This window comes from Cytobacillus firmus (assembly GCF_023657595.1).
In the GTDB taxonomy this organism is placed as follows: domain Bacteria; phylum Bacillota; class Bacilli; order Bacillales; family Cytobacillaceae; genus Cytobacillus; species Cytobacillus firmus_B.
The window spans coordinates 1507623-1534185 of the sequence record NZ_CP098323.1; the positions used below are offsets into that span (position 1 = coordinate 1507623).

Consider the following 26563-nt stretch of genomic DNA (forward strand, 5'->3'; position numbering starts at 1 on the left):
CAGATAAAGGATAAATATTTAATGATTTCGACAAAACCTCACAATAAACGGCAAAAGTATTGCGGGGACAAAGAAAGATTCAGTAAAAATAGTAAAACCCATGAGTTGGGTCCGGCGGTTAACTCATGGGTCCAGCGAGATGGAGTATAACATCTACTTAATTATAAAATACCTCTCGATGTAAAAAAGTGAACTTTCAGTGAATTTTTTTGATAAAAGAAGTAGAGAAGAGATGCAAAAAAGCCAGGATTTCTCCCAGCCCAGCCGCTTAAATTATATCATGGGAGGGAATCTGAATGAAAGAAGCTGCCAGGCTAAAAACAATCGAAATAAACCCTAGGACAAACAGACTGGAAATAGATATAATGGAACAAAAAGGAAGCTTTGCTGTGGTGGTGTGTGAGGGAAAAGCTCGATTAACGGAGTTGCCTGCGCATGGTGAAACGGAGATTATTACACATCAGGGCAAAGTAAAGAGGGTCAAGTTTGATGAGGGGGAAGATTTTTGATTGGACTACTAAAAAAAATTAGATTATGGCTTAGCAGAAAAGAAAATATAGTCATAATTATTGGTGCTGTTTTTGCTATAACAGCAATAGCCACACCTTTTACAATACTAGTTAAAACAGGGTGGAATATTAGCTACGATCAATTTGATAAGTTGGGAGTAGTAGGTGACTTTTTCGGTGGAACGACAGTAGGTCTACTATCTCTAGCGAGTATTATCTTTGTTATAGCAGCAATTGTAATGCAAAAAGAAGAGCTAGCCTTACAAAGAGAAGAAGTTAGAAAAACAAGAGAAGAATACGAAGTAACAAATCAAACGATGAAAAAGCAACAATTTGAGAATACATTCTTCAATATGTTAAAAGTTCTTTAAGCTATTTCCTGGAACTACTCAAGTAACAAGCAGGACAACAGATGAAGCCAATACAGCGATTCAAGCGGAATTTGTGGAAAGGTGGATTTAAACCATGATCTTTATTTTAGACAATGCAGAAAATGTGGTAGCATCTTTAAACAATGATGTTCCAGATGCTTGCCTATTTTTCAATGATATTATGACTGAACGCTTGAATGATGGATACCTTGCATACGAATTTGAAGTTCCTGCTGATCACCCTGATTCTGAATACCTTGTTGAAGATGGTTATCTAATCCGAAAAGGCTTAGATGATCATCTTCTTTTATTTCAAATTTCAAGGATAGAAGATACCGTGATGACCAAGGTTTGAAGAAATATATTTATGCTGAATATGGTTGGGAGGAACTGAATAAAACGATCATTAGGCCTTCTTCATTCTTTGGAAGAACAGCAGAAGGTGCCATGAATGATGCCTTACTCGACACACGTTGGGAAGTAGGAATTGTGGAATGGTTTGGCACAAAAGATTTTTTGATAGTCATATCACTTCTCTTGCTTTCCTTCATGAAATAAAAGATGCCTTTGGCGGTGAACTTCGTTTCAGGGTAGAGATGCATAATGGGAAGATTTCAGGAAGGTTTGCAGATCTTCTTATAAAACGAGGTGAAGATGCCGGGAAAACCTTCACCTATGAAAAAGACCTTGTTGGTGTTAGAAGAATTGCCGATAGATCGACTGTATTTACGGCCCTGATCGGTGTTGGAAAAGGGAATGAAACCGGGCTGACATTAAACTTTTCAAATGAAGTAAGATCAAAGGCTTCCGGTGATGCTTTTGACAAGCCAGCTGGTCAAGATTGGGTTGGTGATCCTGAATCCCTGCAAAGATGGGGGCATAGGGATAAAAACGGAAATCTAAAACATTTATTCGGAACTTTTGAATATGATACTGATCAGCCTGGGGTCCTTCTAGATAGAACTTGGGAAAAACTTCAGGAAATCAAGAATGGGGTAATGAACTATGAAGTGCTTGTTGCCCTTCTTGAAAACGTTGAAGGGTATGAGCATGAAAAAATTCGGATTGGTGACACGGTTCTTGTTCAGGATCTTTCTTTTAAGCCTGCATTAATGCTTAAAGCTCGAGTTCTTGAAATGACAAGATCCTTTACTAATCCTGAAAATGACAAAGTTGTCCTGGGACAATTCCTTCCTGCTGTTTCAAATGCTGATGAAAATATAAAAATGCTGCAATCTGTTCTTTTAAAAAAAGAAAAGGAATGGGAGAGGGTTCCGGGTGCAAATGAAATAACCTATACAGATGGAAATACAGTAGAAAGCCTGAAGCCTGCACAAGCTGGTGCTGATGTTACTGGGGATAATACTGCAAAAAATACCGAAAATGTAGGTTCTACACCTGCTGCTACAATAGAGCAGAATGCAAACAATGCAATTCAAAAGGGAGTTGCTTATACTAACGGTTGGAATTTTGACGATGCAAACGGGGTGACAATTACCCGGTCAGACAACTTGGTTCGGGTTGTGGAAAGTGCAACAGACGGAATTAAAATACAACGCCGGGATGATGTACTATCCGCATGGCAAGATGTTTTCTTTGTAGATACATTAGGAAAGCTGCAAATTGCAGGTGATCTAGTCGGTGGGAGTAGTATTGACGTTTCAACAGATGTAAAAGTAGGTCAAAACGTTTATCTGCAACATGCCTTTGAGGATCGAGTCAATGAAAAGGGAGTTATTTTTTATGATCCTGCACTAGGTGGCGGTTTTGATACAAGGATTGTCGGAACATACCTGAAGTTAGATATAATATGCAACAATCTTATTTCTTTATATACAAGTATTTTTGATGTATATGCTAGCACGTTAAGACTCCAAGGAGATACACAACTTTTTATCAATTCTAAACAACCAAAGCAAAGCGTGCCAGAACAAGGTTTTTGCGGTGTCGGGGGAATGGATTCTGCCGGAATAACGACTGCTGTCGCTGGAACAGGAGTTAATTTTAAAGTAAAAAAACCTATACACCTTCATCAATCACACTTTCAGCAACATCAAGCAATGCATCGCCTACAACGATAAATATAACGCCAGACGGATTTTGGCTGTATGTTAATGGGAATGGTGTTGATGGAGGCTACTATTATTGGCGCGGAACCTATCAAGCATAAGGAGTGAAAAATTTGATAAAAAAATTGATAGACAAAAATTTGACTATCCAATGTAAAACATGTGGATTTGAAAACAACATAGATGTTACTGGAGTAAATAAGCAATACATTGCTGAATTTGAAGAGTATGAAAATCTTGCTGTGGTATGTCCAAACCCAGAATGTAAAAGTATTGAAGTTTTCAATATGAACATTCCAGTCAATGATACTGATGAAACTTTTGAAACAGGAGAATTGCCTGTTGAAGAAGAAATCCAGCGATATTATTTAAGGTTATTAATACGAGAGATTCGAGAAGATTTTGTAGGTCTTACGTAAGGCATGGCTTTTTTACTTTCCTTTAAGGGGGGATGATGAGTGTCACAGGAGGCCGATGCAGTGGATATCTGGGAAACAGAAAATCCAAAATGATTTAGCTGAATTGAAGGAGAACGACGAAAAGCAACAAAGTGAAATTAATGAATTAAGAAGAATCACAGACTTTCATGAAAGAGACATTAAAGATATAAAAGACACACTCAGGGAAATTAAAGATGACACAAAATGGTTACGGCGATCGATTACAAATGCGCTCATTGTGGCATTAGTCGGTGGAGCTGTGGCTATTTTTTATGCAGCAATTAAGATGGGAGGAAGCTAAAAATGTACGAACAACCGAAAACGTGGAAAGATTGGGCCATCCTTTTAAGCGGGTGGCTTTCTTTATTTGCCCTAGGATTAAAGGCTGTTTTCAGTGTAGACATAACTCCCTTTGCCAGTGAAATTGCTAACTTCATTTTATTGACTATTTTCATTGCGGTAAATGCCTGGACAGTATGGAAAAACACATATGCCAGCAAAAAAGCAAAACAACAGAAAAAGGCGCTGCAAGCACAAGGCTTGATTAAGAAATAAGCTGCCCAGTGGGTGGCTTTTTCTTATGTATTGAAATTGAATGATTGTTATGTAAGGGAAAAGGGAGGTAGAAAATGCAGCTAATTTCGTTTAAGTAAAAAAAAAATTAGAGGTGATTGAACATGGTAAAAATATTTATCGATCCAGGTCATGGTGGATCAGATCCAGGCGCAGTAGGTAATGGACTTCAAGAAAAGAATTTAACATTACAGATTGCAACTCGCATTAAAAATATTTTAACCCTTGAATATGATAATGTTTCAATTCATATGAGCCGTAAAGGAGATCAAACTGTTTCCTTATCTGAACGTACAAATGCTGCCAATGCATGGGGGGCTGATTTCTTCCTGTCAGTCCACATTAATGCAGGTGGAGGAACTGGCTATGAAGACTATGTTTACCCAGGTGTATGGGCGCCAACAACCACATATCAAAATAATATCCATGCTGAAGTAATTAAGTTGGTTGACTTCTATGATAGAGGCAAAAAGCAAGCAAATTTCCATGTACTACGGGAAACAAGCATGCCAGCACTTTTAACGGAAAATGGTTTTATTGACAATACTAATGATGCTACTAAATTAAAATCAAGTACTTTCATTGAAAATCTTGCCCGTGGCCATGTAAATGGAATTGTGAAGAGTTTTAACCTTCCGAAGAAAAGTGCAGCAGTTTATCACACTGTTGTTTCTGGTGATACTGTTTATTCCTTAAGTAGGACTTACGGTAGCACTGTACAGCAAATTAAAGATTGGAATAACCTTGATGATAATTACACTATTTATGTAGGACAAGTACTTCGAGTGAAATAGATTGAAATAACCTTTCTCATTCGAGAGGGGTCTTTCTCTTATAAACTCCTGTTTCATTAAATTGTTTAACGAAATTAGGGAAATAGCGAAAGTTTCTACCTTACAACCTCAGAAAATTCCCCTTGATCTAACTTTGGAAAGTGATTTAAATGCTCACAAGGAAGATGAGTAAGGTAGTACATTGAATCCATAATAACGAATCCATAATAACTTTTTCACCTAACTTTAGTTCTTCCATACATAGATTACAATGTGGAATCATGTAACCATTATTATCGTATATTCTCATATTAAACACTCCCCTTCATTCTGTACATTAGCTGTATAGGAGAAAAGCCCTTGTGTCTAATTTGTGAAAAATTTCTAATAATATCAATATTTTAACCCAAGTTTTCTATTGTTGCGTATAAATTCTTCCCTGAAACAAAAACTAAAAGAAATGATTAAAGGGTAGGTCACAAATGAAAAGCAAAAATGTCTTCCTAGATTATCAGGAAATAAGAACCGTGCTTAATGACTCGCCAGATTTGATGTGTAGAAAAATGGAATTGGGAAGGCAAACTATTCAAATCGTTTTTATGAAGAATTTAATTAATCAGGAAGTCCTAAATGAATATGTTATTAAATACATGCAATCAATTCCAGAAAAACACTTAAATTACACTTATTTGGTTAATAACATACCAATTGAGGAAATAAAAACTGAAATCGAAAAGAATGAGTTCATCTTATCTCTTTTAAAAGGATTTTCTTATATTTATTTCTTGAATGAGAAAAAAGGTTTTATAGTAAATTGCAATAATACTCTTGAAAGATCCATTGAGAAGGCAGAAACAGAATCATTAGTATATGGACCTAAGATATCCTTTACAGAGTCATTGTCATCAAATATCAAGATTATCAGGCAAAACCTTAATGATTATAATTTGTGTACTGATAGCTTAACGATTGGGGAACGTGTTAAGAAGGAAGTAAGAATCGTATATATAAAAGATATAGCAAATGATGAAACACTAAATAACCTTAAAGAAAGATTAGAAAAAATAAAGCCAGATAATATTAATGATAGTTCAGTTTTAGCGCAATGCCTAGAAGACGATCACTACTCATTTTTTCCGCAGCTTCTTTTAACAGAATTACCCGATCGATTTATTTACTCGATTTTGAACGGGCGAATTGGTGTATTTATGGATGGCAGTCCAGTAGCTATTATTGGGCCAGCTAACTTTTTTTCGTTCTTTGAATCAACAGAAGATATCTATTTAAGGTGGTCGCTAAGTACATTTATACGATTTACTCGAATTTTTGCTATGATAGTATCTTTATTTTTAACTGCATTCTATGTGGCTACAATGACCTATCATTTTGAACTGATACCTTCTAAATTGTTGATAATAATAGGACAATCGCGCTCACAAGTTCCTTTTCCACCTTTATTAGAAGCTCTTTTACTTGAATTATTAATTGAATTACTTAGAGAAGCTGGTGCACGACTCCCTTCTAAAGTAGGTCAAACAATGGGGATTGTTGGAGGAATTGTTGTAGGCCAAGCTACAGTTGAGGCAGGATTAACAAGTAATATTTTAATTATTATAGTTGCCTTCAGTGCACTAGGGGCTTTTCTGGCTCCTATTTATGAAATGGGTACTGCGATTCGGATAGCAAGATTTCCATGTATTATTTTGGCTGGTTTATGGGGTTTGAATGGGATTATGATTAGTGTTTGTATACTAATGGTTCATTTGTTAAAGCTAACGTCTTTAAATAAGCCCTATCTTGCGCCATTATATCCGTTCAGAAAGGAGGATTTAAAATACTTTCTATTTCGGCTCCCCCACCATTTTTATACCAAACGCCCTGTAGTCAATCGCCCAAAAGATACAATTCGAATAAGGGAGAGGTAATAAAAAGTTCAAATTCACATGAAATTTGAGGTGGAAAATGAAGTCAAATGCCATTGTCAATGCCTTTATGGCCTTTTTTATTATACACACATCTCAATTTGGTATGGGTATCCTTGGAGCTCCAAGAATCGTGTACTTAGAATCTAAGAAAGATGCCTGGATTTCGGTTTTACTGTCTGGTATAGCAATTAGCTTTATAACTTGGATAATGATATCCATACTTAAACAGAATGAAAATCGTACGCTATTTGAAATACATGAAAATTTATTTGGACGTATGTTTGGCAGCATCATTAATGTCGTAATTGTCGTTTACTTTATGGCAGTTCATTATTCAATCACCATAAGTTATGTTGAACTATCACTTACGTGGGGTTATGAAGGTCTCTATGAATGGGTCGGTGTCCTGTCATTAGTTTTGATAACAATTTATGGTGTGTCTGGCGGATTCAGAGTTGTTGCTGGTATTTGTTTTTTATCTTTTATTATTGTCATATGGATGTTATTCGTATTGTATCAACCTCTTCAAAGTTTAAATCTCGATAGAATATTACCCATTTTATCGACTAGTCCGACTGAAATTATGAATGGAGTCTACAAAAGTAGCTATACAATGTTGGGCTTCGAGGCGTTACTTTTTCTTTTTCCATTTTTCAAGGAGAAAAAAAAAGTCCACTTATACAGTCAACTGGCAATATGGTTTACAACATTTCTTGTTTTAATCATTACCATTTTCTCTATATTGTTTTTTAGCTCAAAAGAATTAGAGTTAAATATCTGGCCATTTGTCAGCATTATCAGTACTATGCGTTTTCCGTTTATTGAGCGCTTTGAATTTATAGTAGTTTCAATATGGATAATCGTAATTTTTCCTAACTTGTGTATATCGTTATTTTTATCTTCCAATGGTGTTAAACAGATTTTTCGCATAAAGCAGAAATATGGAATATGGATAATTTCAATTATCATTTTTATCTGCAGTTTTTTTATCACCAAAAGAGTTGATAATGATTATTTTATAGATAAAGTTGCTCAAATTGGATTTTATTTATGGTTTGTATACCCTGTAGTTTTATATGGCATCATTACCATTAAATCAAAAATCGTTGGTCGTTCATAAGGGGAGTTGAAATAATGAAATTAAGATTCTTTATTTTGGTTTGTACCCTTATCTGTACTTCATGTGTCCCTCCAAGCAAAATAATCGAGATGCAGGGTATTTCAACTATTCTTGGTTTTGACTTACTGGATGATGAGACTTACAAAGGCACAATAAGTCTTTTGCAATTTGACGGTTCACAGGGAAAGACAAGTACTACCATTTCTGCTGAGGGTTCTACCAGTAAAGAAATTCGACAAAGGCTGGAGCAGCAAACAAGCCATGACATTTCCTCTGGACAATTAAGAACCATCTTATTTGATAAAAAAATGGCTGAGGAAGGGATATTTTCATTTCTTGATACGATGCTAAGAGACACCAGCATAAATCCCCTCATATTCTTAGCGATCACAGACAAATCGGAGGAAACGATAAATAGTAAAGAATATGAAGAGTTTCCTGAAATGGGTTCCTATATGTATCAGTTACTGGACAAACATGAGAAAAAAGAAATGTTAATAAACTCTAACTTGCATGACTTTGTTTCCGCATTATATGAGAGTGGCATTGATCCTACGCTGCCTATTATAAAAAATATTAAAGGTGAAGCACCTTTTATAGAAGCAGTAGCATTATTCAGGGATGATAAAATGGTTGGTTCTATTTCTTTAATCAAAACCTTCTACATAAAATTATTCACTAACAAAAATGCTTTCTTAGGGGATTTAACCTTAACGATACCTTCTGATAAATTAGAGAAAACTGGAGTACTTATCTCTGAGAATGCAGAAAATGAAAAGTATAAAATTACCTTACACCCTATCAATTATCACGGGAAAATTGAGGTAGTTAATAATGAAATAGTAAACTTAAACGCGTCTATTTCAGTTTCAATATTAGAAACTCAGCCATCCGCTTCCATAATTGATAAAGAATCAACAAGAAAATTAGAGCGCTTGATTGGTGAAGAACTTAAAAATGAATTCGAGAAAATTCTTGAGGAATTAAAAATCTTAGAAACAGATCCCATAGGAATTGGAAGAAAAATAAAAAGTTTAAGGAAATATTCTCATTTAAGCAATGGAGAATTAAGTGAGAAGTATTCTGCACTAAAGATAAAGCCAAATATAACTGTAGAAATTAAGCGGCCTGGAGCAGTTAATTAGGAAAAAATTTCGTTCCGACCCCAAATCGACCCCAAACTTGGAATTCAAAGGTTTATGACTACTCAAATTGAATAAAATAAAAAAAGCAAAACCCTTGATATAAAAGGGTTTTGCGCTTTTCTTTTGTAGCGTCCCAGGCGAGATTCGAACTCACGACCTACAGCTTAGGAGGCTGTCGCTCTATCCAGCTGAGCTACTGAGACATGTTGGAATAATTAAATTGTTTGCAATACAAATATGATTGGCATATCCTGTTTCTTTCTCTGCATGCCTATACAAGGAGCAAATGCGTCGAAACAAAGCTGCAGGGATGTATTTCAGGGAAGTTTACGCTTAGCTGAGCTACTGAGACATGATGGCATAATTAAATTGGTAACACAGTTACTTATTATAATCCCATAATCAAAAATGGTCAATGGTTATGCTTAAAGATAAAACCGGCCATTAATACATGACCGGTTTCTGATCTAACTTGTAAGTTTTTTACGATAAAATCTCGCATATGCCCTTGATCTATCTTTCAGCTTCTTAAGCTGTGATGTCTTCAGTTCAATGATAGGCTGTGCAAATGATGTAATCAGTTTGCTTGAGAGAAGCAAGGTCAGCAGCAGCGATATACCGGCAAGCAGCAGAAAGTTTTCCGGTTTAGTGAAGAAACCCTGTACTTCACTTTCTCTGAATACCCGTACAAAGAACCCGTGAAGCAGATATACATAAAGTGTATTCTTTCCTAAATTAGTAAAGAAATATTGTTTGCGCGGCACAAAAGCAAAGAAGCTAAATACCATGATCAAGCTTAGGATATAAAAGCCCAATCTCGTAAAGACTGCTCCAATGGATGCTGCCCCCATTTCTGTATATGGCTTCGATCCAAGCAGCCATTTGTAATCCACTTCAGGGTAAAGGTAAAAGCCGATAAAGACGACAGCAAAAATAGCAAATGCACTAATCCTGAACTTCGGCTGGAATAGAGCATATAAATGCTCTTTCTTTAAATAATATCCCAATAAAAATAAAGGGAAGAACACAAACGTCCTTGATAAACTTAAATAGTTTGAAATCCAATCAGCATATCCGACAGCAAGCCCTATGATAAAAGTAGCTGCCAGGGAGTAAACCGCTTTATACTTTGCGAAGAATAAAAGCATGATATTCCAGCAGAACATGCTGATCAGGAACCATAATGACCAATGCGGGTTAAAAGGATCCAGCTCAAAGGTGCCTTTATTATATAAAAAGTAATAAAAAACGGAATAAATAACCTGGAAAATGATATATGGCAGTATAAGTTTTTTGGCAATTTTCTTTATATAGCCTTTTTTATAAAAGCCTTTTGCGAAAAAACCGGATACCAATATAAATGCCGGCATATGGAACGTATAAATCACTTTATATACTGTATAAATTGTCTCATTATCTTCAATAAAAGAGCGGAGCAAATGCCCGAAAACGACAAAGAAGATCAGGATAAACTTAGCATTGTCGAAGTAATAGTCACGTTGTTTCATATGTCCTCCTCTATTAAAGACCCCCAAAAAAATACTCTATCTGTCTTTACCCACTTTAACATGAAGCAAACTTCATTTCTCGTGTAAATAGGAGGTTTTATTTACAGAAAAAGTAAATTAAAAAAGTTTTTAAATGGCTGTAACATACTAATTAAAACTCTGTTGTATAAAAAAATCGGCCAACCAACTCATATATTATAAGGTTGAAAAAAACTTTGGTATTCCTGTTTCAAAATTTTTGAGCTGATTGTCACTTTTGTTTCAGATAAATGGTAGCAGTACGTATAGTCTGCCAAGCCATAAATAGATGCACTCCCCAGGAAAGAAATCCTAATGGGAACAGCCCGGAGAATTGCCAGTTTAAAATAAATTGGAAAAATAATCTTCAAATGTCTATTTTGTTCTATTATAATGAATTGAAAGAATAGTAAAAAAGAATTAGGGAATAATCTAGTTCAATTGTTCGCATCCGGTTAAATCATAAAGGGGGAAGAATATTGAAAGGGGTAAGGAAATTCAAATCAGGAAAGAAGGAACGAAAAGCTTCATCAAAGTCTAAAAAGCCTGATATAGACAAGTTTTTTAATAAAGTGGCCAGCACAAGCTGGTGGAAGAACCTGAAGCTTGGCCAGAAATATGGGGTCGCGCTTTTTGTGACCATTGGTCTATTCACAGTTTCAACCGTCCTTACTTTTTTTCTGCTTACAATTGCCAATTCAAAAATGGAGACTGTTAGGGATTCAGGAGAAAAAGCCATTAAAATTACTGAATCAGCGGCCACATTCCACCATAAAGGGAGCACGATTGGAAACTTTATCATTGACTCCAATCCAAAACATTTAAAGACATTTGACCAGCTGACAGAGGAATTTGATAAATTAAAGAAGGAAATTTCTCCGGATCTGAGCAATACAAAATCCAAAGACCTATTTAAACAAATTGATGAAAATGATCTAAAAATCACCAGTTTATTTCATGATGTCATTGAGCCAAAAGTAAAACTTCAGCATGAAAGAGAATATAGGCTTGGGAAATTGCAGGCAGATAATATTATTTCTGAAACGGTTGAGAAATTGAATACCCTTAGCAGCATGATGAAAGAGGATCAGCATAAAGCTGTATCTTCTGCTAAATCCAGTCTGATCCTAACTTTGATAGCACTTGGCATTTCAATCATCGTTTCCGCTATTCTTGGAATCGCAAGTATTGTTTTTATAGGACGTATTATTTCAAAAAAGTTAACTTCAATCGTACAGTTCTCAAATGAAATTGCAAAAGGAAACCTCAATGCAGATTCAGTAGTATATGAGGGTAATGATGAAGTGGCACAGCTTAGCAGAGCCATGAATTCCATGAAAGAAAAACTGCAGACTATGATTCAGGAAATAAATGCAGTTTCTGGATATGTTACAGAAAGAAGCGGAGAACTCAATATTGCGGCAAATGAAGTAAAAGCAGCCAGCCAGCAGGTTGCTTCAACCATGCAGGAGCTTTCAGGAGGGGCTGAAGATCAGGCTGGATCTGCAACACGTTTGTCCTTATTGATGGACGAGTACCTGGAAAGAGTGAAAGAAGCGGCATACAGCGGGAATGAAATTATGAGTGCTTCTACAGAGGTGTTATCGCTTACTGAGGATGGAAACAAGCTTATGAAAAAATCCCAGGAACAAATGGGATTAATTAATGGGATTATGAAGTCGTCTGTGGACAAGGTTAACGGGCTGGATGATCAGACCAAACAAATCTCGAGGCTGGTTAAAGTTATAAAGGAAATTGCTGACCAGACCAACCTGCTCGCATTAAACGCAGCAATTGAAGCTGCCAGAGCCGGTGAGCACGGAAGAGGTTTTGCAGTTGTGGCAGATGAGGTGAGGAAGCTGGCTGAGCAAGTATCCTATTCAGTATCGGATATCACCAAGATTGTCGGAGGTATTCAAGCAGAGTCTAACAGTGTAGCCGTGTCACTTCAAGCAGGCTATGTTCAGGTTGAAAAGGGAACGGAGCAAATCCAACTGACAGGACAAACATTCCAGAAAATTTATGAGGCAATTAACTCGATGTCTGCCAATGTCAGCGATATTTCCCGCAGCCTAGAGCAGGTATCAATTAACTCTTCACATATGAACCAGTCTATTGGCAATATTGCTGCAGTATCTGAGGAATCTGCTGCAGGCATCGAACAAACGAGTGCATCAATGGCTCAGACTAACCATTCAATGGAGGAAATTTCAGATAATGCACTGTCTCTGTCGGAATTGGCAGAACAGCTAAATGAAATGATTACAAAATTCAAACTGTAAAATCCAGGCATACTCTTGATAGGGTATGCCTCTTCCTTTCTATCCAGAGCACTTATATAAAAAATAATTTAAGATAGTTTTCCCTGAGATTTAAAGGTTTTAGTCTAATTTTGTAGAAATATTTAATTAATTGCAAATCCCAGTAGGAGGAAATAGAGTGGTCATTATGAATCAGGAAATCAGGAAACTCTATGCCAGGATTGAGACTTTGGAAAAGGAAAATAATATATTGGCTAATGGCAATTCATCTGGATTGGATCTATTCTCTCACTCAAATGATGGAATTTTAATTTTTGACAGCGAGGAGACAATAGTTGATGTCAATCCATCATTTGCTGAGAGTATAAAGATGGATAAACAGCAGCTGATAGGCAGGAGCCTGTGTGAAATCGTGCCGGAAAATAAGCATTTCAAGCTTGAAAAGCAAAAGGAGCTATTGAAAAAGAATAATAGTGTCAGGGGCATCCTTCCAGTATATAGCGACAGTAGTATTATAGAGTTTGATTTTGCTACCAGCACTCTTAATGAGAGCGGTCTTTATATGTGTATATTAAGAGATGTCACGAGTAAGCGGCGCCTTGAACGGAAAGTGAAAAAGAATGAAGAGCTGTATGCGGACCTATTTATAGAAGCTCTGGATGGCATCATTTTTTGGTGTAGTAATGGTGAAATCATCGATGCTAATGAGGCTGCTTGCCGAATTTTTGAATGTACACATGATGAGCTGATCAAAAGACAGGTAAAAGATTTTGTTTATGAAAAATCGGAAAGATACAGAAATATTGTTAAAGAGATGTTCATTAAAGGATCAATAAGGGATGAGCTTGTTTTTCTAATGCCAAACGGACAGTTTAAATCTTTGGAATTTACAGTGAAATTGAACTCTGTTGAAGGCTACCATATGACAATCTTCAGAAATGTCAGTGAGCGTCACGCCATGGAAAAAAGCTTAAGGGAAAGCGAGCAAAAGTTTCGGATGATATTTGAAGGGGCTCTTGAAGGTATTCTTCTCTGGAACGATCAATTTCAAATAGTCGATATTAATCAATCAGGCCAGAGAATGCTGCAGATGTCAAAAGAAGATCTTGTAGGGATATCACTTCATAGTATTTTGAATGACTGCAATATAACTGATGATGAGTTAAAAGAGCAGATAAGAAGCATACACTCAGATGGGCAATCAGACGGGAACCTTTCCATTACTCTAAAATCAGGCAGAAAGAAATTCTTCGAGTTTTCCAACAAGCTGAATATTTTTTCTAATATCAGTATGACGACATTTAAAGATATAACTGAGAAGCTGGAAATGGAAGAACAGCTTCGGAAATCAGATACCTTAAATGTCATTGGAGAATTGGCAGCGGGGATTGCACATGAGATCAGAAATCCGATGACGGCCCTTAAAGGCTTCATACAGCTTTTGGAGGGCAGTGTAAAAGAAGATTATACGATGTATTTCAATGTGATAACCACAGAGCTCAGCAGGATAGATTCAATTATTAATGAATTTCTTATTCTTGCAAAGCCTCAAGCTGTCAAATTTGTAGAAAAAGACATTTCACAAATAATGAAAGAAACAGTCGATCTCCTTAGTGCCCAAGCCGTGCTGCACAATGTTCAATTCAGAACTTATTATGAACAGAATTTGCCCAGGGTTTTCTGTGAAACCAATCAAATGAAAAAGGTTTTTATCAATATAATAAAAAATGCAATTGAAGTCATGCCTAAGGGTGGATATATTACAGTATCCATTCAAAAAGAATCGGACCAAAGAGTTCACATATCCATAGGGGATGAAGGAACTGGAATTCCTGCACATAAAATAAAAAAGCTGGGTGAGCCTTTCTATACTACAAAGGAAAGAGGTACTGGACTTGGCTTAATGGTTACATATAAAATTATAGAAGAACACAAGGGAACAATTGAAGTGGAAAGCAAATTGGGTCAAGGAACTGTTTTTCACATTTATTTGCCCATATAATAAAGGCGGGAATGAAATGGCAGGCAGAGTGTATTCTAAAAAATTGACACCGGCTGGAGACATTTACATCGTAGCAGAAAATGGAATCCTTTTGGCTTTATACATGGGGGAAGCTGATTTTCTGGAAGGGGAAGAGGTCTCATCATTGCAATTTAATCCCTCTGACACTTTGTTAAAAAAGTGTGCTCTCCAGCTTGAGGAATACTTTGACGGATATAGGAAAGAGTTTGATATCCCTATAGAGCCTCATGGCACTGAATTTCAAAAAACAGTATGGAAAGAGCTTTGCCTCATCCCATTTGGCGAGACAAGAAGCTATCAGGACATTGCTGTTAAAATAGGGAAAGACAAAGCTGTGCGGGCCATTGGACAGGCAAATAAGGCCAATCGCCTTCCAATCATTATTCCTTGCCATCGTGTTATCGGCAAAAATAAATCTCTAACCGGGTATGCAGGAAGCAGGACAGAAATTAAAGAAATATTATTATCCCTTGAAGGGGCTAATTATGCAAAATAGTTGTCAAAATCACCCCTTACGGTGATTTTTTTGTTTTTTAAATTTTGTTGACGAGAGGAATATATTCGATTAATATCTAATTAGATGACAATCGAAATGAGGAACGGTATTATGCAATTAAATCGTTTAGTAGCTTTTTATAAAACTATGGGAGACCCCACCAGAATCCGGATTGTTTTTCTCCTTGCCAAAGGGCCGCTGCATGGCCAGGCGATAGCCGGAAAGCTTGGCTTAACACCTCCTACTATTACGCATCACCTAAATAAACTGCGGGAAATAAACCTTGTTTATCAAAGGAGAGATAAAAATACTGTTTATTTTTACCTGAATGAATCTGTACTGAAACAACAGTCAGGTGTTCTTGAAAAATTGGCAGACAAAGAGGAGGTTAAAAAAATGGAGGAACTAAATTCAGAAAACCAGAAGGTTATTGAAAATTTCTTTACACGGGATGGAAAGCTGAAGAACATTCCAGCCCAGAGAAAGAAGAAACTTATGGTTTTTGAGCACTTAATTAAAGGGTTGAAAATGGGCAAAAAATATCAAGAAAAAGAGCTTAACGAATATATCAAACAGTTTCATGAAGACTATGCTACTATACGCAGAGAATTTATAATCAACCATTATATGTACCGTGAAAATGGAATTTACGAGTTAAACCCTCCTGAAATGTGGGCAAAAATAGAAGGGTAAGCAGGGGCCCTGACAGGGTCCTCTGCAATGTCATCCACGGTAAAAATCCGGTTTGCGGTCATCAAAAATCGGAATTAAGCTGCGGACTTCCTTCACTTTATCCAGGTCAATTTCAGCATGCAGGATTTCTTCGGTTTCAGAGCCTTCAGCAAGCACATCACCCCAAGGATCTATAATCATCGAATGGCCTGCAAAGACATTAGCAGGATCAGAGCCGGAACGGTTGCATGCAATGACATAGCATTGGTTTTCAATGGCGCGCGCAATCAAAAGTGTACGCCAATGGGAAAGCCGGGCCAATGGCCATTGTGCTACTACGAATAAAGCTTCTGCCCCTTCCGCTGTATGGGTCCGTATCCACTCAGGAAAACGGATATCATAACAGATCATTCCTGCAAATTTTCTATTGTCCAGAGAAAATTCTCCTCTGGCTGACCCTCCTTTCAAATAGAGATGCTCATTCATAAGCTTAAATAAGTGCAGCTTGCTGTATTCATGTATAAGGTCTCCATTGTTATCTACAATCAGCAGCGTATTGTAAATGCCCTCAGCTGTTTTCTTTGCAACAGAACCGCCAATCAGATGAACCTTATTTTTTTGAGCGATCTCTTTCAAAAAAGCCAGTGCGAAGGCTGCATCCTGGTCCGCAATTTCATCCAATCTGGTCAAATCATAGCCTGTCGTCCAAAGCTCCGGAAGTACCAAAACTTCCGGATTAGACTTGAGCGCTTTATGAATCATGGCTTCAGCCGCTATAAAATTCTTCTCAGGTTTTCCAAAGGTAATATCCATTTGTAAACAGGCAACCTTTAATTTCATTTAACTCCCCCGCAATCATCTTTTCCTTATGTTATGATTAGTCCGATAGATAGAAATTTTCTAAATTTTACTTTACAACTTATCATTTACGTTATATCATTTGTGACTATATTTTCAATCATTTTTTTTAAGCAGGTGATCAATTTGATTAATTATCCGCAATCAGAACTATTAAAAGGTCTGCCAAAACAGTTTTTTGCCTCATTGACAGCTAAGGTGGGGAAAAAGCTTGAACAGGGTCATGATGTCATCAACCTGGGACAGGGAAATCCTGATCTGCCTACCCCGGAGCATATTGTCAAGCGTCTTCAAAGTGCAGCTGAAAACCCTCAAAATCATAAGTATTCTCCTTTTCAGGGTTACCCGTATTTTAAAAAGGCAGCAGCTGACTTTTATAAAAGGGAATATAATGTGGATTTGGACCCCGATACTGAAATAGCCATCCTTTTTGGAGGCAAAGCAGGGCTTGTTGAAATTCCTCAATGCCTTTTAAATCCCGGGGACAGCGTATTGGTTCCGGACCCGGGATATCCTGATTACTGGTCAGGAGTTGCGCTTGCTAAAGCAAAAATGCTAACAATGCCTCTGAGAGAGGAAAATAACTTCTTGCCTGTTTACAGTGAATTGCCAGCTGAGAAGCTTAATTCAGCCAAATTAATGTTTCTTAATTATCCAAATAACCCTACTGGAGCAGTGGCAAACATTGATTTTTTTCAAGAAACAGTCGAATTGAGCCGAAAGCATGGTATCTGCACCGTTCATGACTTTGCATATGGCGGAATTGGATTTGATGGAAAAATACCTGTAAGTTTTCTTCAGGCAGAAGGGGCAAAAGAGGTCGGAATTGAAATTTATACTCTTTCAAAGACCTTTAATATGGCTGGCTGGAGAGTAGGGTTTGCCGCTGGAAATGCAAGCGTTATTGCAGCACTGAACCTGATGCAGGATCATCTTTACGTCAGCTTGTTTGGAGCTGTTCAGGAAGCTGCGGCAGCTGCTCTGTCAGGCTCACAGGATTGTGTAAAAGAGTTGAATTCGATCTACGAATCCAGACGAAATACATTCATTTCCGGTCTCAGGGAAATCGGGTGGGATGTACAAGCTCCTCAAGGCTCCTTTTTTGCATGGCTTAAGGTCCCGGAATCATTTACATCTGAAGAGTTTTCTGAGTATCTCCTGGAAAAAGCGCATATTGCAGTTGCACCAGGCAATGGGTTCGGCCAATTTGGAGAAGGATTTGTGAGAGCCGGTTTGCTGACATCTGAAGAAAGACTTAAAGAAGCGGTAAGGCGAATACAAAAATTAGATCTATTTTAATTTTTTCAAAAATTAAATTGACAAATGTATTAAGCACTGTCATAATTCTAATTAAATTTCTAAATTAACTGAATAATAGATTTCGTTTTCTTATCAAGAGCAGGCGGAGGGACTAGCCCTATGAAGCCCGGCAACCGACTTAAACTTAAGCACGGTGCTAAATCTTGCAGCTTATAGCTGAAAGATAAGAAGATGTTAGATTGCTATGCTAACCTCTTCTTATTTGAAGAGGTTTTTTATTTTTCTCATTCTTTGATATTGAAAGGAAGAAGATTCATGAGCGAAATTATTGCAGTGTACCTAATACATGATGAAAAACATAATCCGGAGAAAAAAGCGGAGGAAATTGCTTTAGGTTTAACGGTGGGATCATGGACCCATCTGCCGGAGCTTGAAAAGCAGCAGCTGGAGAAGCATAAAGGCAGGGTCGTTTCTGTTGAAACCTTTACAAAAGATGCAGAAAGTAAGGAAACAGCAGCAATTATTAAGATCGCCTATCCTGCTGTAAATTTTAGTCCGGATTTACCGGCAATATTAACAACAGTCTTTGGGAAACTGTCACTGGACGGAAAGATTAAACTTTTGGATTTACAGTTTTCCAATGAATTAAAAAATTTTTTCCCCGGACCTCGATTTGGGATTGAAGGGTTAAGGGGAAAATTGAATGTATATGACAGGCCTCTTCTGATGAGCATCTTCAAAGGAGTGCTCGGCAAAGATATGGATTTTTTGACTTCACAGCTGCGGGAACAGGCCTTGGGCGGCATAGACCTTGTAAAAGACGATGAAATTTTATTTGAAAACAGCCTTACACCGTCAGAAGCGCGGATAAAGGAAGGAAAAAAGGTTTTGAGACAGGTTTATGAAGAAACGGGCCATCGGACCTTATATGCTGTAAATTTAACAGGCAGGTCGTTTGAATTAAGAGATAAGGCAAGAAAGGCATCCAGTCTTGGGGCTGATCTTCTTCTTTTCAATGTATTCTCTTATGGGCTCGATGTATTGCAGGCTTTGAGGGAAGATGATGAGATTGAACTGCCTATCATGGCACATCCTGCAGTCAGCGGAGCCCTTTCAGCTTCAAGTGTTTATGGGATCTCCTATCCTTTGCTTTTGGGCAAACTGCTCAGGTATGCAGGGGCAGACTTGTCTCTTTTCCCATCACCTTATGGGTCAGTAGCCCTTGAAAAAACACAGGCATTATCAATTGCGGATAGCCTGACTGGGATGGATTTTTGCAAAAGAACTTTTCCGGTACCCTCAGCCGGCATCCATCCGGGTTTAGTTCCATTGCTATTCGAAGACTTCGGAACAGACAGTGTCATCAATGCCGGAGGCGGCGTACACGGGCACCCGGATGGGGCAAGAGGAGGCGGTTTGGCATTCCGCCAGGCGATTGATTTAACTTTAAAGGGAGCTTCTTTAGCCGATGCTCCATCAGACTTCCCTGAATTAAAAAGAGCGATTGATTTGTGGGGGTACAAAAAGGCGGCTGTACAGAATGGCTAAAATAGCGGTATTTTGCGACTTTGATGGAACTATTACAGAAAAAGATAACATCATTAATATTATGGAGCATTTTGCTCCTTCTCCATGGGAGGGGATAAAAAATCAAGTCCTGCAGCAGGAAATTTCTATTAAAGAGGGAGTAGGAAAGATGTTTTCCCTTCTCCCAAGCAATCTGAAAAGTGATCTTACTGATTTCATCTTAAAAAATGCAAAGATAAGAGAGGGATTCCAGCCGTTTGTCGATTATCTGGCAGAAAAAGATATACCGCTTTATATAGTGAGCGGGGGAATAGACTTTTTTGTAGCTCCCGTTTTGGATAAGTATGGACCCTTTGAAGCAGTGTTCTGCAATGGTTCAGATTTTAGCGGGGACACAATAAAAATTTTATGGCCCCATAGCTGTGATGAAAAATGCGAAAATAGTTGCGGCTGCTGCAAGCCTTCCATTATGAGGAAATTAGAGGATGAGGACACATTTAAAGTGGTAATAGGAGATTCTGTAACTGACCTTGAGGCTGCAAAACAGGCGGACTTTGTCATAGCAAGAGACCTGCTGCTGGAGAAAAGCAAAGAAATGAACCTTAAACATAATTCTTTTGATACGTTCTATGATTGCATTGAAGTCTTAAAAAATTTAAATGAGGTGACAGTATGAGCAGACTTGAGGAAAAATGGAATGAGCTTGCAGATATTAAAGCCGAGCTCGCGGAAAGGGACTGGTTTATGGGAACAAGCGGAAATCTGGCTATTAAAGTAAGTGCAAGCCCGCTTCAATTCCTTGTAACTGCAAGCGGAAAGGATAAGCGGAAACGGACTGCAGAAGACTTTCTGCTGGTGGATGAATTTGGCCGGCCGGTGGGCGAAACCGATTTAAAGCCATCCGCTGAAACACTTCTGCATACGGAAATATACAGAAGAACAGAAGCTGAATGCAGTCTCCATGTACATACAATTGATAATAACGTCATCTCAGAAATTTATGGCGACCAGGAGGCAGTAACCTTTAAAGGACAAGAGCTCATTAAAGCATTTGATAAATGGGAAGAGGATGCTGTCCTTAGGATTCCGATTATTCCTAATTATGCGCATATTCCTGCGCTGGCAAAGTGTTTTTCTTCCCATGTACATGAAGATTCAGGTGCAATTTTAATTAGAAACCACGGAATTACAGTATGGGGCAAAACCTCTTTTGAGGCTAAAAAGATCCTGGAGGCTTCAGAATTTCTGTTCCGATATCAGCTAAAGCTTCTGGAACATAGAGCCAAACAATTATCAAAAGTAGTGTAATTCAATAGTTCAAAATAATGCAGAAAAAAATTTTAATAGAGAGGGTTGATCAGTTTGGCATATATCGTATTTCAAAATTCAAAAAAAGAAATCAGGAATCAGGAAGAAGTTGCTTCTTTTCTGGAAAAACAGGAGGTTATTTATGAGCAATGGTCAATAGATAAATTGCCTGAAAGCCTCCGGGAGAGATATTTGCTTTCCAATGATGAAAAACAAGAAATCCTGGATACGTTTGCTGCAGAAATTAAGGATATTTCAGAAAGAAGAGGATACAGGGCACAGGATGTCATTTCCCTTTCAGACAATACGCCGAATTTGGAACAGCTTCTTCAAAATTTCCAGCGGGAACACCATCATACAGACGATGAGGTGAGATTTATAGTCAGCGGCAACGGGGTTTTTATTATACAAGGAAAAGATGGGGAATTTTTTGAGGTTTTCCTGAATCCCGGCGATTTAATATCCGTTCCTGAAAACATTCGTCATTATTTTACTCTGCAGGATGACAGAAAGGTAGTAGCCATCCGAATCTTTGTATCTGCAGAAGGATGGGTGCCAATTTATGAAGAAAAGGAAGTTCATCAATAATCTGTTGACCCATTGCTCCGGCATTGGGTTTTTTATTTTTCCGCTATAATAAATGGATTTTTTTTACATCAGGTTTTTTATCAAATACTGTTGGTTTAAGTAGTTTTAATTAGCAGAAGGTGTCGAAAGCCAATAGGGCTGATATGAGATTATTGTCGATTAAAATTAATTGGGAAAAAGATTGTCTAATATTGCGAATCTATTTACATTTATAGAAATTCTTGTAATAATGCTTCAAGTAGACACATTTATATCGGATAAAAGGGATAGGATTAGGAGGAAGAAAGTTGCGCAATAAAAGAATACAGCTGCTGACTGAAATCCAGCAAAAAAGGGAAAAAATGATAGAAACGGCTAGAAAAAACGGAATGGCTAGCCAGGAAACGGTTCGCTGCAGCCAGGAACTCGATCAATTGATTTTTGAATATCAATGCTTTATTAAACGGGAGAAGGAACAAAAGAAAAGTATGAGAGTTTCATTTAGGGAAATGATTCTATCATGGAAGAAAGCAGTTGTATAATTAAAATAACTGAGTATATTTATTGAGCATATATAAAAAGGAAGTCAAAAAGGATCCGTGAAGGGTTCTTTTTTTTTCAGTCTGCTGCAATTCTAGTAATAAACATATTAATTCATTAAAGAAGTACTATGCCTCTTTAGAGAATCATATATCGTAATACAAAGCTTTTTTAATTTCTTAAATGCTCAATACTCATACAAGCTTTAAGTTAAGAGGAGGGAAAGTAAAAAATGCACATAGTTGTGTGTGTCAAGCAAGTGCCTGATACAAAAATCATTAAAATCAATCCCAAAACCAATACCCTTGACCGGCGCAGTGCTCCTGCCATTTTGAACCCTTATGATGCTCATGCAGTGCAGGAGGCTGTGAAAATTATAAAGGCCCTGGGAAAAGGCACCATATCAGTCTTATCCATGGGACCTCCTCAGGCCGTGGCAGTTATTAAGAAAAGTATCGAAATTGGGGCGGACCGCGGATTTTTAATTTCTGACCGTGCATTTGCCGGTGCCGACACACTGGCAACAAGCTATGCTCTGTCTAAAGCTTTAGAACGTATTTCAAAAGATATGCCTGTGGATTTAATTCTATGCGGAAAGCATGCCATTGATGGAGATACCGGCCAGGTTGGACCAGGTATAGCAAGGCGGCTCGATATTCCGCCTGTCACCAATGTGATCGAAGTAGCTGAAGTTAATGAAAGTGAAAAAACGATTCTGATCAAAAGGAAAATCACGAACGGATATGAATTAATTCAAGCTCAAATCCCTTGCCTGCTGACCGTTGAAAAAGAGATTAATAGCATAGAATATTCCCCTATGCCTAATATGATAAAAGCTGCCAGATATGAGCCGGTTATCTGGTCTGTTAATGACCTTGAAGGTGTAGATCGGACACAGCTGGGGTTGAAGGGATCTCCTACGATAGTGGGTAAAATGTTTACCCCTCCAAAGCCGGAAGGCGGAAAAAGGCTGGAAGGGAATGCAGACGAACAGATTCAGCAGCTGATGGAGCTTCTTAATGATAAAAGTGAGCTTTTGCAGCCAAACAGTAATAAATAGGGGGGGATTTACATGATGGATGAGTACCGGGGAGTATGGGTATTCATAGAACAAAATGATGGGAAAATTGAGGGGGTTTCCCTTGAATTGCTCGGGGCCGGCAGAAAGCTGGCAGATAAACTTGATGTTCCCCTTTCCGGTGTGCTGCTTGGGTATGAAATTAAGTCTTTAAGCCGGGAGGTCATCGCCTATGGTGCTGATCAGGTTTTTGTAATTGACCACGAAGTAATGAAGGATTACCGGACAGAATCTTATATGAAGGCAGTTATCCATCTTGCCGAAAAATATAAACCTGAAATTTTCCTCTATGGGGCTACCTCCAATGGTAAAGACTTAGCCAGCGCGGTTGCCACAGATCTCAGTACTGGATTGACAGCGGATACAACCATGCTGGATGTTGAAGTGGAAAAAAGGCTGCTTGAAGCAAGCCGCCCGGCTTTTGGCGGAAATATAATGGCAACCATCCTATGCAAAAAACACCGGCCGCAGATGGCTACTGTCCGCCCTAAAGTTATGAAGGCAATGGAGGCGAATCCTGATAGGCATGGTGAGGTTATAGAGGAACCGATTACCCTTAGAGAAGATGACATGCGCACAAAGGTGATTAAAATTGTGAAAGATGTCACAAAAAAAGTGAACTTAGCTGAAGCCCATGTTGTCGTTGCAGGCGGAAAAGGGATGGGTGATCTTCAAAACTTCCAGCTGATCCATGAGCTGGCTGACACTATTGGAGCGACCGTAGGGGGTACAAGGGATGTAGTGGAGGCAGGGTGGCTTCCGCATGAACAGCAGGTTGGACAGACAGGAGAAACCATTACACCAAAGATCTATTTTGCTATTGGGATTTCAGGGGCAATTCAGCATGTTGTAGGCATGAAAAATTCAGAGTTTATCATTGCGATTAACAAGGATCCGCAAGCCCCTATATTCGATGTAGCAACCTACGGTATCGTAGGTGATGCACTTGAAATTGTTCCGAAGCTGATTAAAGAGTTCAAGGAAGCAAGAGAAAGAGGGGGTGAGATGAGCTATGTCTGAAAAGTTTGATGTCATTGTGGTCGGTGCAGGGCCTGCAGGAACTTCCTGTGCTTACACCTGTGCTAAAAACGGCCTAAAAGTCCTGCAAATTGAAAGAGGAGAATATCCGGGCAGCAAAAATGTAATGGGCGGTGTGTTATACCGCAAACAAATGGAGGAAATTATTCCGGAGTTTTGGAAAGAGGCACCACTCGAACGGCCAGTCATAGAACAGCGATTCTGGATGATGGATAAAGAATCCGCAGTAAGTTTTGGCTATAAAGGTCTTGAGTGGGGGAAGGAGCCATATAATAATTTCACAGTGCTCCGCGCCCCTTTTGACCAATGGTTTGCAAAGAAAGGGGTTGAGCAGGGCGTTCTATTAATAAATGAGACGGTCGTGCTTGAGTGTCTGACTGAGAATGGAAAAGTGGTTGGGGTAAGAACAGACCGTCCGGATGGAGATATATATGCAGATGTAGTGGTTTTGGCAGATGGTGTGAATTCACTGCTGGCAAAGCAGCTTGGCTACCATAAAGAATTCCGTCCTGATGAAGTGGCGCTGACAGTAATGGAAGTCATTAATCTTTCTAAAGACAAAATTAATGACCGCTTCAACCTGGAAGACAACCAGGGATGTACGATTGAAATTTTCGGGGACTCCACGAAAGGAAACCTAGGTACAGCTTTCATTTACACCAATAAAGATAGTATCAATATTGGTGTAGGAACAACGCTCTCAAGCATGATCAAGGCAAAGCTTAAACCATATGACCTGCTGGATTATTTAAAAACACACCCTATGGTAAGACCTTTAATAGAAGGGGGAGAGTCCGCTGAATATCTGGCTCATTTAATTCCTGAAGGCGGGTACCATTCGGTGCCGAAAGTGGCCGGTAATGGTGTTCTCCTTGCAGGTGATGCGGCACAACTTGTTAATGCCATTCACCGAGAGGGCTCCAATATGGCTATGGCTTCCGGAACGATGGCTGCAGAGACCATCATTGCAGCTAAGGAACGGGGTGATTTTAGCGAAACCAGCTTGAATCAGTACAGGGAAAAACTGTATCAAAGCTTTATAATTAAGGACCTGGAAAAATATAAAGATGCAGCTCACACGTTTGAACACTACCCGCAGTATTTTAAGGAATATGTACCAATGCTGAACAGGGCAGCGAACAAATTCTTTACCGTTGATGGAACTCCGAAGAAAGAAAAGCAAAAAGAAATTATGAAGAGCTTCACCAGTGAACGCGGGACAATTCGTGTGCTTCAAGACATGTACAGGGCATGGAAGGCGGTGAAATAATGTCAACGAAAACGATCGAAGAAAAGCAATATTTAGTTCGTTTTAAGGCAGATACAAAATCGCATCTTACCGTATTGGATCATGATATCTGTATGACAAAATGCCCCGATAAAATATGCACCATTTTCTGCCCGGCTGAGGTCTATAAGTGGGAAGGGTTAAGAATGCAGGTCGGTTATGAAGGATGTCACGAATGCGGCAGCTGCAGGATAGGATGCCCGTATCAGAATATTAAATGGGAATATCCGAAAGGCGGCCATGGAATAGTATTCAGGCTTGCATAAATCAGCCCTCAGGATTATACAAAAACCGGCCATCGAATTGGCCGGTTTTGAAAGGGGGGTATGAAAAGGGCTTTATCTTTCGGTACATGTACATTATAAATTTAATATATTAAGAAACTGTTAACAAGGTATATATAAACTATGAATTCTAAAAGAGTTTTCTAATCTGACGCGTTAATGCATTTGAGTAATAGTGCTTTAGTAACTTAATTTTTCAGGCAGAATTTGTTAAACTAAATGTGGTCGAACTATTATAGTTGACCCCCTATAATCTTGAGAGCTTAGTTTGTCTAGGCTCTTTTTTTTATTGCATAAAGAATGCTTTATTATTGGATTTAGTTTAGAAGTAGAATTTACCTATATGTATGTTATTTCACATGCGAGGGTAAAAAAAGATGGAGCGAAGAAGGAGAAATTTTTTTTGAGGCTAGCTGATTTTTTCTTGTCTATTTAAAAAACTGAACTGTGAATCTTTGACATTGGCTTCAATTTCTCTGGCATGTTCAAATGCTTTGTGGATGCATTCATGAAGAGATGAAGAATATAATACTTCATTCCATGAAAAGCACCCTTCCGAATCTGATGGATAAATGGTTACTTTCCAGCAATAAAACTCTTTTTCCTGTTCTTTAAGCTGTCCTTCCAGAGCGATAAGCCAATGGGTGTGCCCCGTGGAAAGGTATGAGTCCTCTGAATTGGCCGGAATGAGGCACTTTTGATAAAAATCATAGAAAGTTGGCAGATGCATTTTAATCCCTCCTAACAATTTACAGGGTTTAGCTGCGCCGATATAAAGATAACTTACCTTTATTATATGGCAAAAAACGAGAAGATTGCACAAAATTATTTAAATTTTTAGAAAATTTTTTCGGAAATGCAAAAAGTGATGGGCATCACAACAATCCTGACTGCCATTTTTTATACTGAACC

General features: G+C 38.2%; 28 protein-coding genes, 1 tRNA gene and 1 riboswitch. Of the genes, 25 read left to right on the forward strand and 4 right to left on the reverse strand.

Annotated elements, in window-relative coordinates; genetic code table 11:
* Positions 1-296 precede the first annotated feature (296 nt).
* From NAF01_RS07855 to NAF01_RS07905, 11 genes are all read left to right on the forward strand, one after another.
* On the forward strand, positions 297-509 hold the full coding sequence (locus NAF01_RS07855; RefSeq protein ID WP_248346773.1) for an XtrA/YqaO family protein: 213 nt from the start codon (positions 297-299) through the stop codon (positions 507-509).
* Positions 506-880, forward strand: a complete 375-nt coding sequence (locus tag NAF01_RS07860; RefSeq protein ID WP_250802081.1) for a hypothetical protein — start codon at positions 506-508, stop codon at positions 878-880. Before NAF01_RS07855 ends, NAF01_RS07860 begins: the two co-directional genes overlap by 4 nt.
* 94 nt (positions 881-974) lie before the next feature.
* On the forward strand, positions 975-1235 hold the full coding sequence (locus NAF01_RS07865) for a hypothetical protein (RefSeq protein WP_248346775.1): 261 nt from the start codon (positions 975-977) through the stop codon (positions 1233-1235).
* Between the two features lie 139 nt (positions 1236-1374).
* Complete coding sequence (locus tag NAF01_RS07870) at positions 1375-2961, forward strand: phage tail spike protein (RefSeq protein WP_250802082.1); 1587 nt, start codon at positions 1375-1377, stop codon at positions 2959-2961.
* A gap of 101 nt (positions 2962-3062) precedes the next feature.
* Entirely contained in the window at positions 3063-3368 is a 306-nt protein-coding gene (locus NAF01_RS07875) for a hypothetical protein (RefSeq protein ID WP_248346779.1), read from the forward strand.
* A 55-nt stretch (positions 3369-3423) separates the two neighbouring features.
* Positions 3424-3690 carry a hemolysin XhlA family protein gene (locus tag NAF01_RS07880; protein ID WP_248346781.1) on the forward strand — a complete coding sequence of 89 codons (267 nt, stop codon included), beginning with the start codon at positions 3424-3426 and terminating at the stop codon, positions 3688-3690.
* A 2-nt stretch (positions 3691-3692) separates the two neighbouring features.
* Positions 3693-3944, forward strand: a complete 252-nt coding sequence (locus tag NAF01_RS07885) for a phage holin (RefSeq protein ID WP_248346782.1) — start codon at positions 3693-3695, stop codon at positions 3942-3944.
* 122 nt (positions 3945-4066) lie between these two features.
* A complete protein-coding gene (locus tag NAF01_RS07890; protein WP_248346784.1) occupies positions 4067-4756 on the forward strand; it encodes an N-acetylmuramoyl-L-alanine amidase in 690 nt (229 codons plus the stop codon).
* A 461-nt stretch (positions 4757-5217) separates the two neighbouring features.
* A complete protein-coding gene (locus NAF01_RS07895; protein ID WP_248346786.1) occupies positions 5218-6660 on the forward strand; it encodes a spore germination protein in 1443 nt (480 codons plus the stop codon).
* A 37-nt stretch (positions 6661-6697) separates the two neighbouring features.
* On the forward strand, positions 6698-7780 hold the full coding sequence (locus tag NAF01_RS07900; RefSeq protein ID WP_048008052.1) for a GerAB/ArcD/ProY family transporter: 1083 nt from the start codon (positions 6698-6700) through the stop codon (positions 7778-7780).
* A gap of 14 nt (positions 7781-7794) precedes the next feature.
* Positions 7795-8925, forward strand: a complete 1131-nt coding sequence (locus NAF01_RS07905; RefSeq protein ID WP_019381566.1) for a Ger(x)C family spore germination protein — start codon at positions 7795-7797, stop codon at positions 8923-8925.
* A 129-nt stretch (positions 8926-9054) separates the two neighbouring features.
* On the opposite strand, the gene NAF01_RS07910 is transcribed toward NAF01_RS07905, so the two are convergent.
* Positions 9055-9128: transfer RNA gene (locus NAF01_RS07910), tRNA-Arg, on the reverse strand.
* Positions 9129-9392: 264 nt separating this feature from the next.
* A complete protein-coding gene (locus NAF01_RS07915; protein ID WP_250802083.1) occupies positions 9393-10433 on the reverse strand; it encodes an acyltransferase family protein in 1041 nt (346 codons plus the stop codon).
* Between the two features lie 497 nt (positions 10434-10930).
* Here NAF01_RS07915 and NAF01_RS07920 point away from each other — a divergent pair, with 497 nt between their 5' ends.
* The 4 genes from NAF01_RS07920 (at position 10931) to NAF01_RS07935 (ending at position 15924) form a co-directional block, all read left to right on the forward strand.
* Positions 10931-12733: a methyl-accepting chemotaxis protein gene (locus tag NAF01_RS07920; protein ID WP_250802084.1), complete on the forward strand. Its 1803-nt coding sequence runs from the start codon at positions 10931-10933 to the stop codon at positions 12731-12733.
* Between the two features lie 166 nt (positions 12734-12899).
* Positions 12900-14714, forward strand: a complete 1815-nt coding sequence (locus tag NAF01_RS07925) for a PAS domain-containing sensor histidine kinase (protein ID WP_250802434.1) — start codon at positions 12900-12902, stop codon at positions 14712-14714.
* A 16-nt stretch (positions 14715-14730) separates the two neighbouring features.
* Positions 14731-15231 (forward strand): methylated-DNA--[protein]-cysteine S-methyltransferase, encoded by a 501-nt coding sequence (locus NAF01_RS07930; protein WP_250802085.1) that lies wholly within the window; start codon positions 14731-14733, stop codon positions 15229-15231.
* 111 nt (positions 15232-15342) lie between these two features.
* Positions 15343-15924: a DUF2087 domain-containing protein gene (locus tag NAF01_RS07935; RefSeq protein WP_048008056.1), complete on the forward strand. Its 582-nt coding sequence runs from the start codon at positions 15343-15345 to the stop codon at positions 15922-15924.
* 30 nt (positions 15925-15954) lie between these two features.
* Here the strand turns inward: NAF01_RS07935 and NAF01_RS07940 are convergent, their stop codons facing one another.
* A complete protein-coding gene (locus tag NAF01_RS07940) occupies positions 15955-16743 on the reverse strand; it encodes a carbon-nitrogen family hydrolase (protein WP_250802086.1) in 789 nt (262 codons plus the stop codon).
* Positions 16744-16887: 144 nt separating this feature from the next.
* Between NAF01_RS07940 and NAF01_RS07945 the strand changes: the two genes are divergently transcribed.
* The 10 genes from NAF01_RS07945 to NAF01_RS07990 all read left to right on the forward strand — a co-directional run bounded on the left by NAF01_RS07945 (position 16888) and on the right by NAF01_RS07990 (position 25633).
* Positions 16888-18060, forward strand: coding sequence for a pyridoxal phosphate-dependent aminotransferase (locus tag NAF01_RS07945; RefSeq protein WP_284709500.1), 1173 nt, complete (start codon positions 16888-16890; stop codon positions 18058-18060).
* Positions 18061-18147: 87 nt separating this feature from the next.
* Positions 18148-18251, forward strand: a riboswitch (SAM riboswitch).
* A gap of 85 nt (positions 18252-18336) precedes the next feature.
* Positions 18337-19569: a 2,3-diketo-5-methylthiopentyl-1-phosphate enolase gene (locus tag NAF01_RS07950; RefSeq protein WP_250802087.1), complete on the forward strand. Its 1233-nt coding sequence runs from the start codon at positions 18337-18339 to the stop codon at positions 19567-19569.
* Positions 19562-20224: a 2-hydroxy-3-keto-5-methylthiopentenyl-1-phosphate phosphatase gene (locus NAF01_RS07955; protein ID WP_250802088.1), complete on the forward strand. Its 663-nt coding sequence runs from the start codon at positions 19562-19564 to the stop codon at positions 20222-20224. The genes NAF01_RS07950 and NAF01_RS07955 overlap by 8 nt, the downstream gene beginning before the upstream one ends.
* Positions 20221-20856, forward strand: coding sequence for a methylthioribulose 1-phosphate dehydratase (locus tag NAF01_RS07960; protein ID WP_250802089.1), 636 nt, complete (start codon positions 20221-20223; stop codon positions 20854-20856). The genes NAF01_RS07955 and NAF01_RS07960 overlap by 4 nt, the downstream gene beginning before the upstream one ends.
* A 54-nt stretch (positions 20857-20910) precedes the next feature.
* Positions 20911-21444, forward strand: coding sequence for a 1,2-dihydroxy-3-keto-5-methylthiopentene dioxygenase (locus NAF01_RS07965; RefSeq protein ID WP_250802090.1), 534 nt, complete (start codon positions 20911-20913; stop codon positions 21442-21444).
* 287 nt (positions 21445-21731) lie between these two features.
* Positions 21732-21965 (forward strand): aspartyl-phosphate phosphatase Spo0E family protein, encoded by a 234-nt coding sequence (locus NAF01_RS07970; RefSeq protein WP_250802091.1) that lies wholly within the window; start codon positions 21732-21734, stop codon positions 21963-21965.
* Positions 21966-22195: 230 nt separating this feature from the next.
* Positions 22196-23023, forward strand: a complete 828-nt coding sequence (locus NAF01_RS07975) for an electron transfer flavoprotein subunit beta/FixA family protein (protein WP_197214735.1) — start codon at positions 22196-22198, stop codon at positions 23021-23023.
* Positions 23024-23035: 12 nt separating this feature from the next.
* Complete coding sequence (locus NAF01_RS07980; RefSeq protein ID WP_250802092.1) at positions 23036-24061, forward strand: electron transfer flavoprotein subunit alpha/FixB family protein; 1026 nt, start codon at positions 23036-23038, stop codon at positions 24059-24061.
* Positions 24054-25349 carry an FAD-dependent oxidoreductase gene (locus NAF01_RS07985; protein ID WP_048008066.1) on the forward strand — a complete coding sequence of 432 codons (1296 nt, stop codon included), beginning with the start codon at positions 24054-24056 and terminating at the stop codon, positions 25347-25349. The genes NAF01_RS07980 and NAF01_RS07985 overlap by 8 nt, the downstream gene beginning before the upstream one ends.
* A complete protein-coding gene (locus NAF01_RS07990) occupies positions 25349-25633 on the forward strand; it encodes a ferredoxin family protein (RefSeq protein ID WP_019381639.1) in 285 nt (94 codons plus the stop codon). Before NAF01_RS07985 ends, NAF01_RS07990 begins: the two co-directional genes overlap by 1 nt.
* A gap of 427 nt (positions 25634-26060) precedes the next feature.
* Here NAF01_RS07990 and NAF01_RS07995 read toward each other — a convergent pair whose 3' ends face one another.
* Positions 26061-26381: a hypothetical protein gene (locus NAF01_RS07995; protein WP_048008067.1), complete on the reverse strand. Its 321-nt coding sequence runs from the start codon at positions 26379-26381 to the stop codon at positions 26061-26063.
* Positions 26382-26563: the final 182 nt, after the last annotated feature.

Excerpts from the sequence above, each read along its gene's own strand:
- NAF01_RS07985 (WP_048008066.1), top strand. The coding sequence starts at position 24,054 with ATGTCTGAAAAGTTTGATGTCATTGTGGTCGGTGCAGGGCCTGCAGGA.
- NAF01_RS07880 (WP_248346781.1), top strand. The coding sequence starts at position 3,424 with ATGCAGTGGATATCTGGGAAACAGAAAATCCAAAATGATTTAGCTGAA.
- NAF01_RS07975 (WP_197214735.1), top strand. The coding sequence starts at position 22,196 with ATGCACATAGTTGTGTGTGTCAAGCAAGTGCCTGATACAAAAATCATT.
- NAF01_RS07955 (WP_250802088.1), top strand. The coding sequence starts at position 19,562 with ATGGCTAAAATAGCGGTATTTTGCGACTTTGATGGAACTATTACAGAA.
- NAF01_RS07940 (WP_250802086.1), bottom strand. The coding sequence starts at position 16,743 with ATGAAATTAAAGGTTGCCTGTTTACAAATGGATATTACCTTTGGAAAA.
- NAF01_RS07950 (WP_250802087.1), top strand. The coding sequence starts at position 18,337 with ATGAGCGAAATTATTGCAGTGTACCTAATACATGATGAAAAACATAAT.
- NAF01_RS07870 (WP_250802082.1), top strand. The coding sequence starts at position 1,375 with ATGGTTTGGCACAAAAGATTTTTTGATAGTCATATCACTTCTCTTGCT.
- NAF01_RS07890 (WP_248346784.1), top strand. The coding sequence starts at position 4,067 with ATGGTAAAAATATTTATCGATCCAGGTCATGGTGGATCAGATCCAGGC.
- NAF01_RS07980 (WP_250802092.1), top strand. The coding sequence starts at position 23,036 with ATGATGGATGAGTACCGGGGAGTATGGGTATTCATAGAACAAAATGAT.
- NAF01_RS07960 (WP_250802089.1), top strand. The coding sequence starts at position 20,221 with ATGAGCAGACTTGAGGAAAAATGGAATGAGCTTGCAGATATTAAAGCC.
- NAF01_RS07930 (WP_250802085.1), top strand. The coding sequence starts at position 14,731 with ATGGCAGGCAGAGTGTATTCTAAAAAATTGACACCGGCTGGAGACATT.
- NAF01_RS07885 (WP_248346782.1), top strand. The coding sequence starts at position 3,693 with ATGTACGAACAACCGAAAACGTGGAAAGATTGGGCCATCCTTTTAAGC.
- NAF01_RS07865 (WP_248346775.1), top strand. The coding sequence starts at position 975 with ATGATCTTTATTTTAGACAATGCAGAAAATGTGGTAGCATCTTTAAAC.
- NAF01_RS07900 (WP_048008052.1), top strand. The coding sequence starts at position 6,698 with ATGAAGTCAAATGCCATTGTCAATGCCTTTATGGCCTTTTTTATTATA.
- NAF01_RS07995 (WP_048008067.1), bottom strand. The coding sequence starts at position 26,381 with ATGCATCTGCCAACTTTCTATGATTTTTATCAAAAGTGCCTCATTCCG.
- NAF01_RS07895 (WP_248346786.1), top strand. The coding sequence starts at position 5,218 with ATGAAAAGCAAAAATGTCTTCCTAGATTATCAGGAAATAAGAACCGTG.
- NAF01_RS07925 (WP_250802434.1), top strand. The coding sequence starts at position 12,900 with ATGAATCAGGAAATCAGGAAACTCTATGCCAGGATTGAGACTTTGGAA.
- NAF01_RS07855 (WP_248346773.1), top strand. The coding sequence starts at position 297 with ATGAAAGAAGCTGCCAGGCTAAAAACAATCGAAATAAACCCTAGGACA.
- NAF01_RS07990 (WP_019381639.1), top strand. The coding sequence starts at position 25,349 with ATGTCAACGAAAACGATCGAAGAAAAGCAATATTTAGTTCGTTTTAAG.
- NAF01_RS07905 (WP_019381566.1), top strand. The coding sequence starts at position 7,795 with ATGAAATTAAGATTCTTTATTTTGGTTTGTACCCTTATCTGTACTTCA.
- NAF01_RS07935 (WP_048008056.1), top strand. The coding sequence starts at position 15,343 with ATGCAATTAAATCGTTTAGTAGCTTTTTATAAAACTATGGGAGACCCC.
- NAF01_RS07915 (WP_250802083.1), bottom strand. The coding sequence starts at position 10,433 with ATGAAACAACGTGACTATTACTTCGACAATGCTAAGTTTATCCTGATC.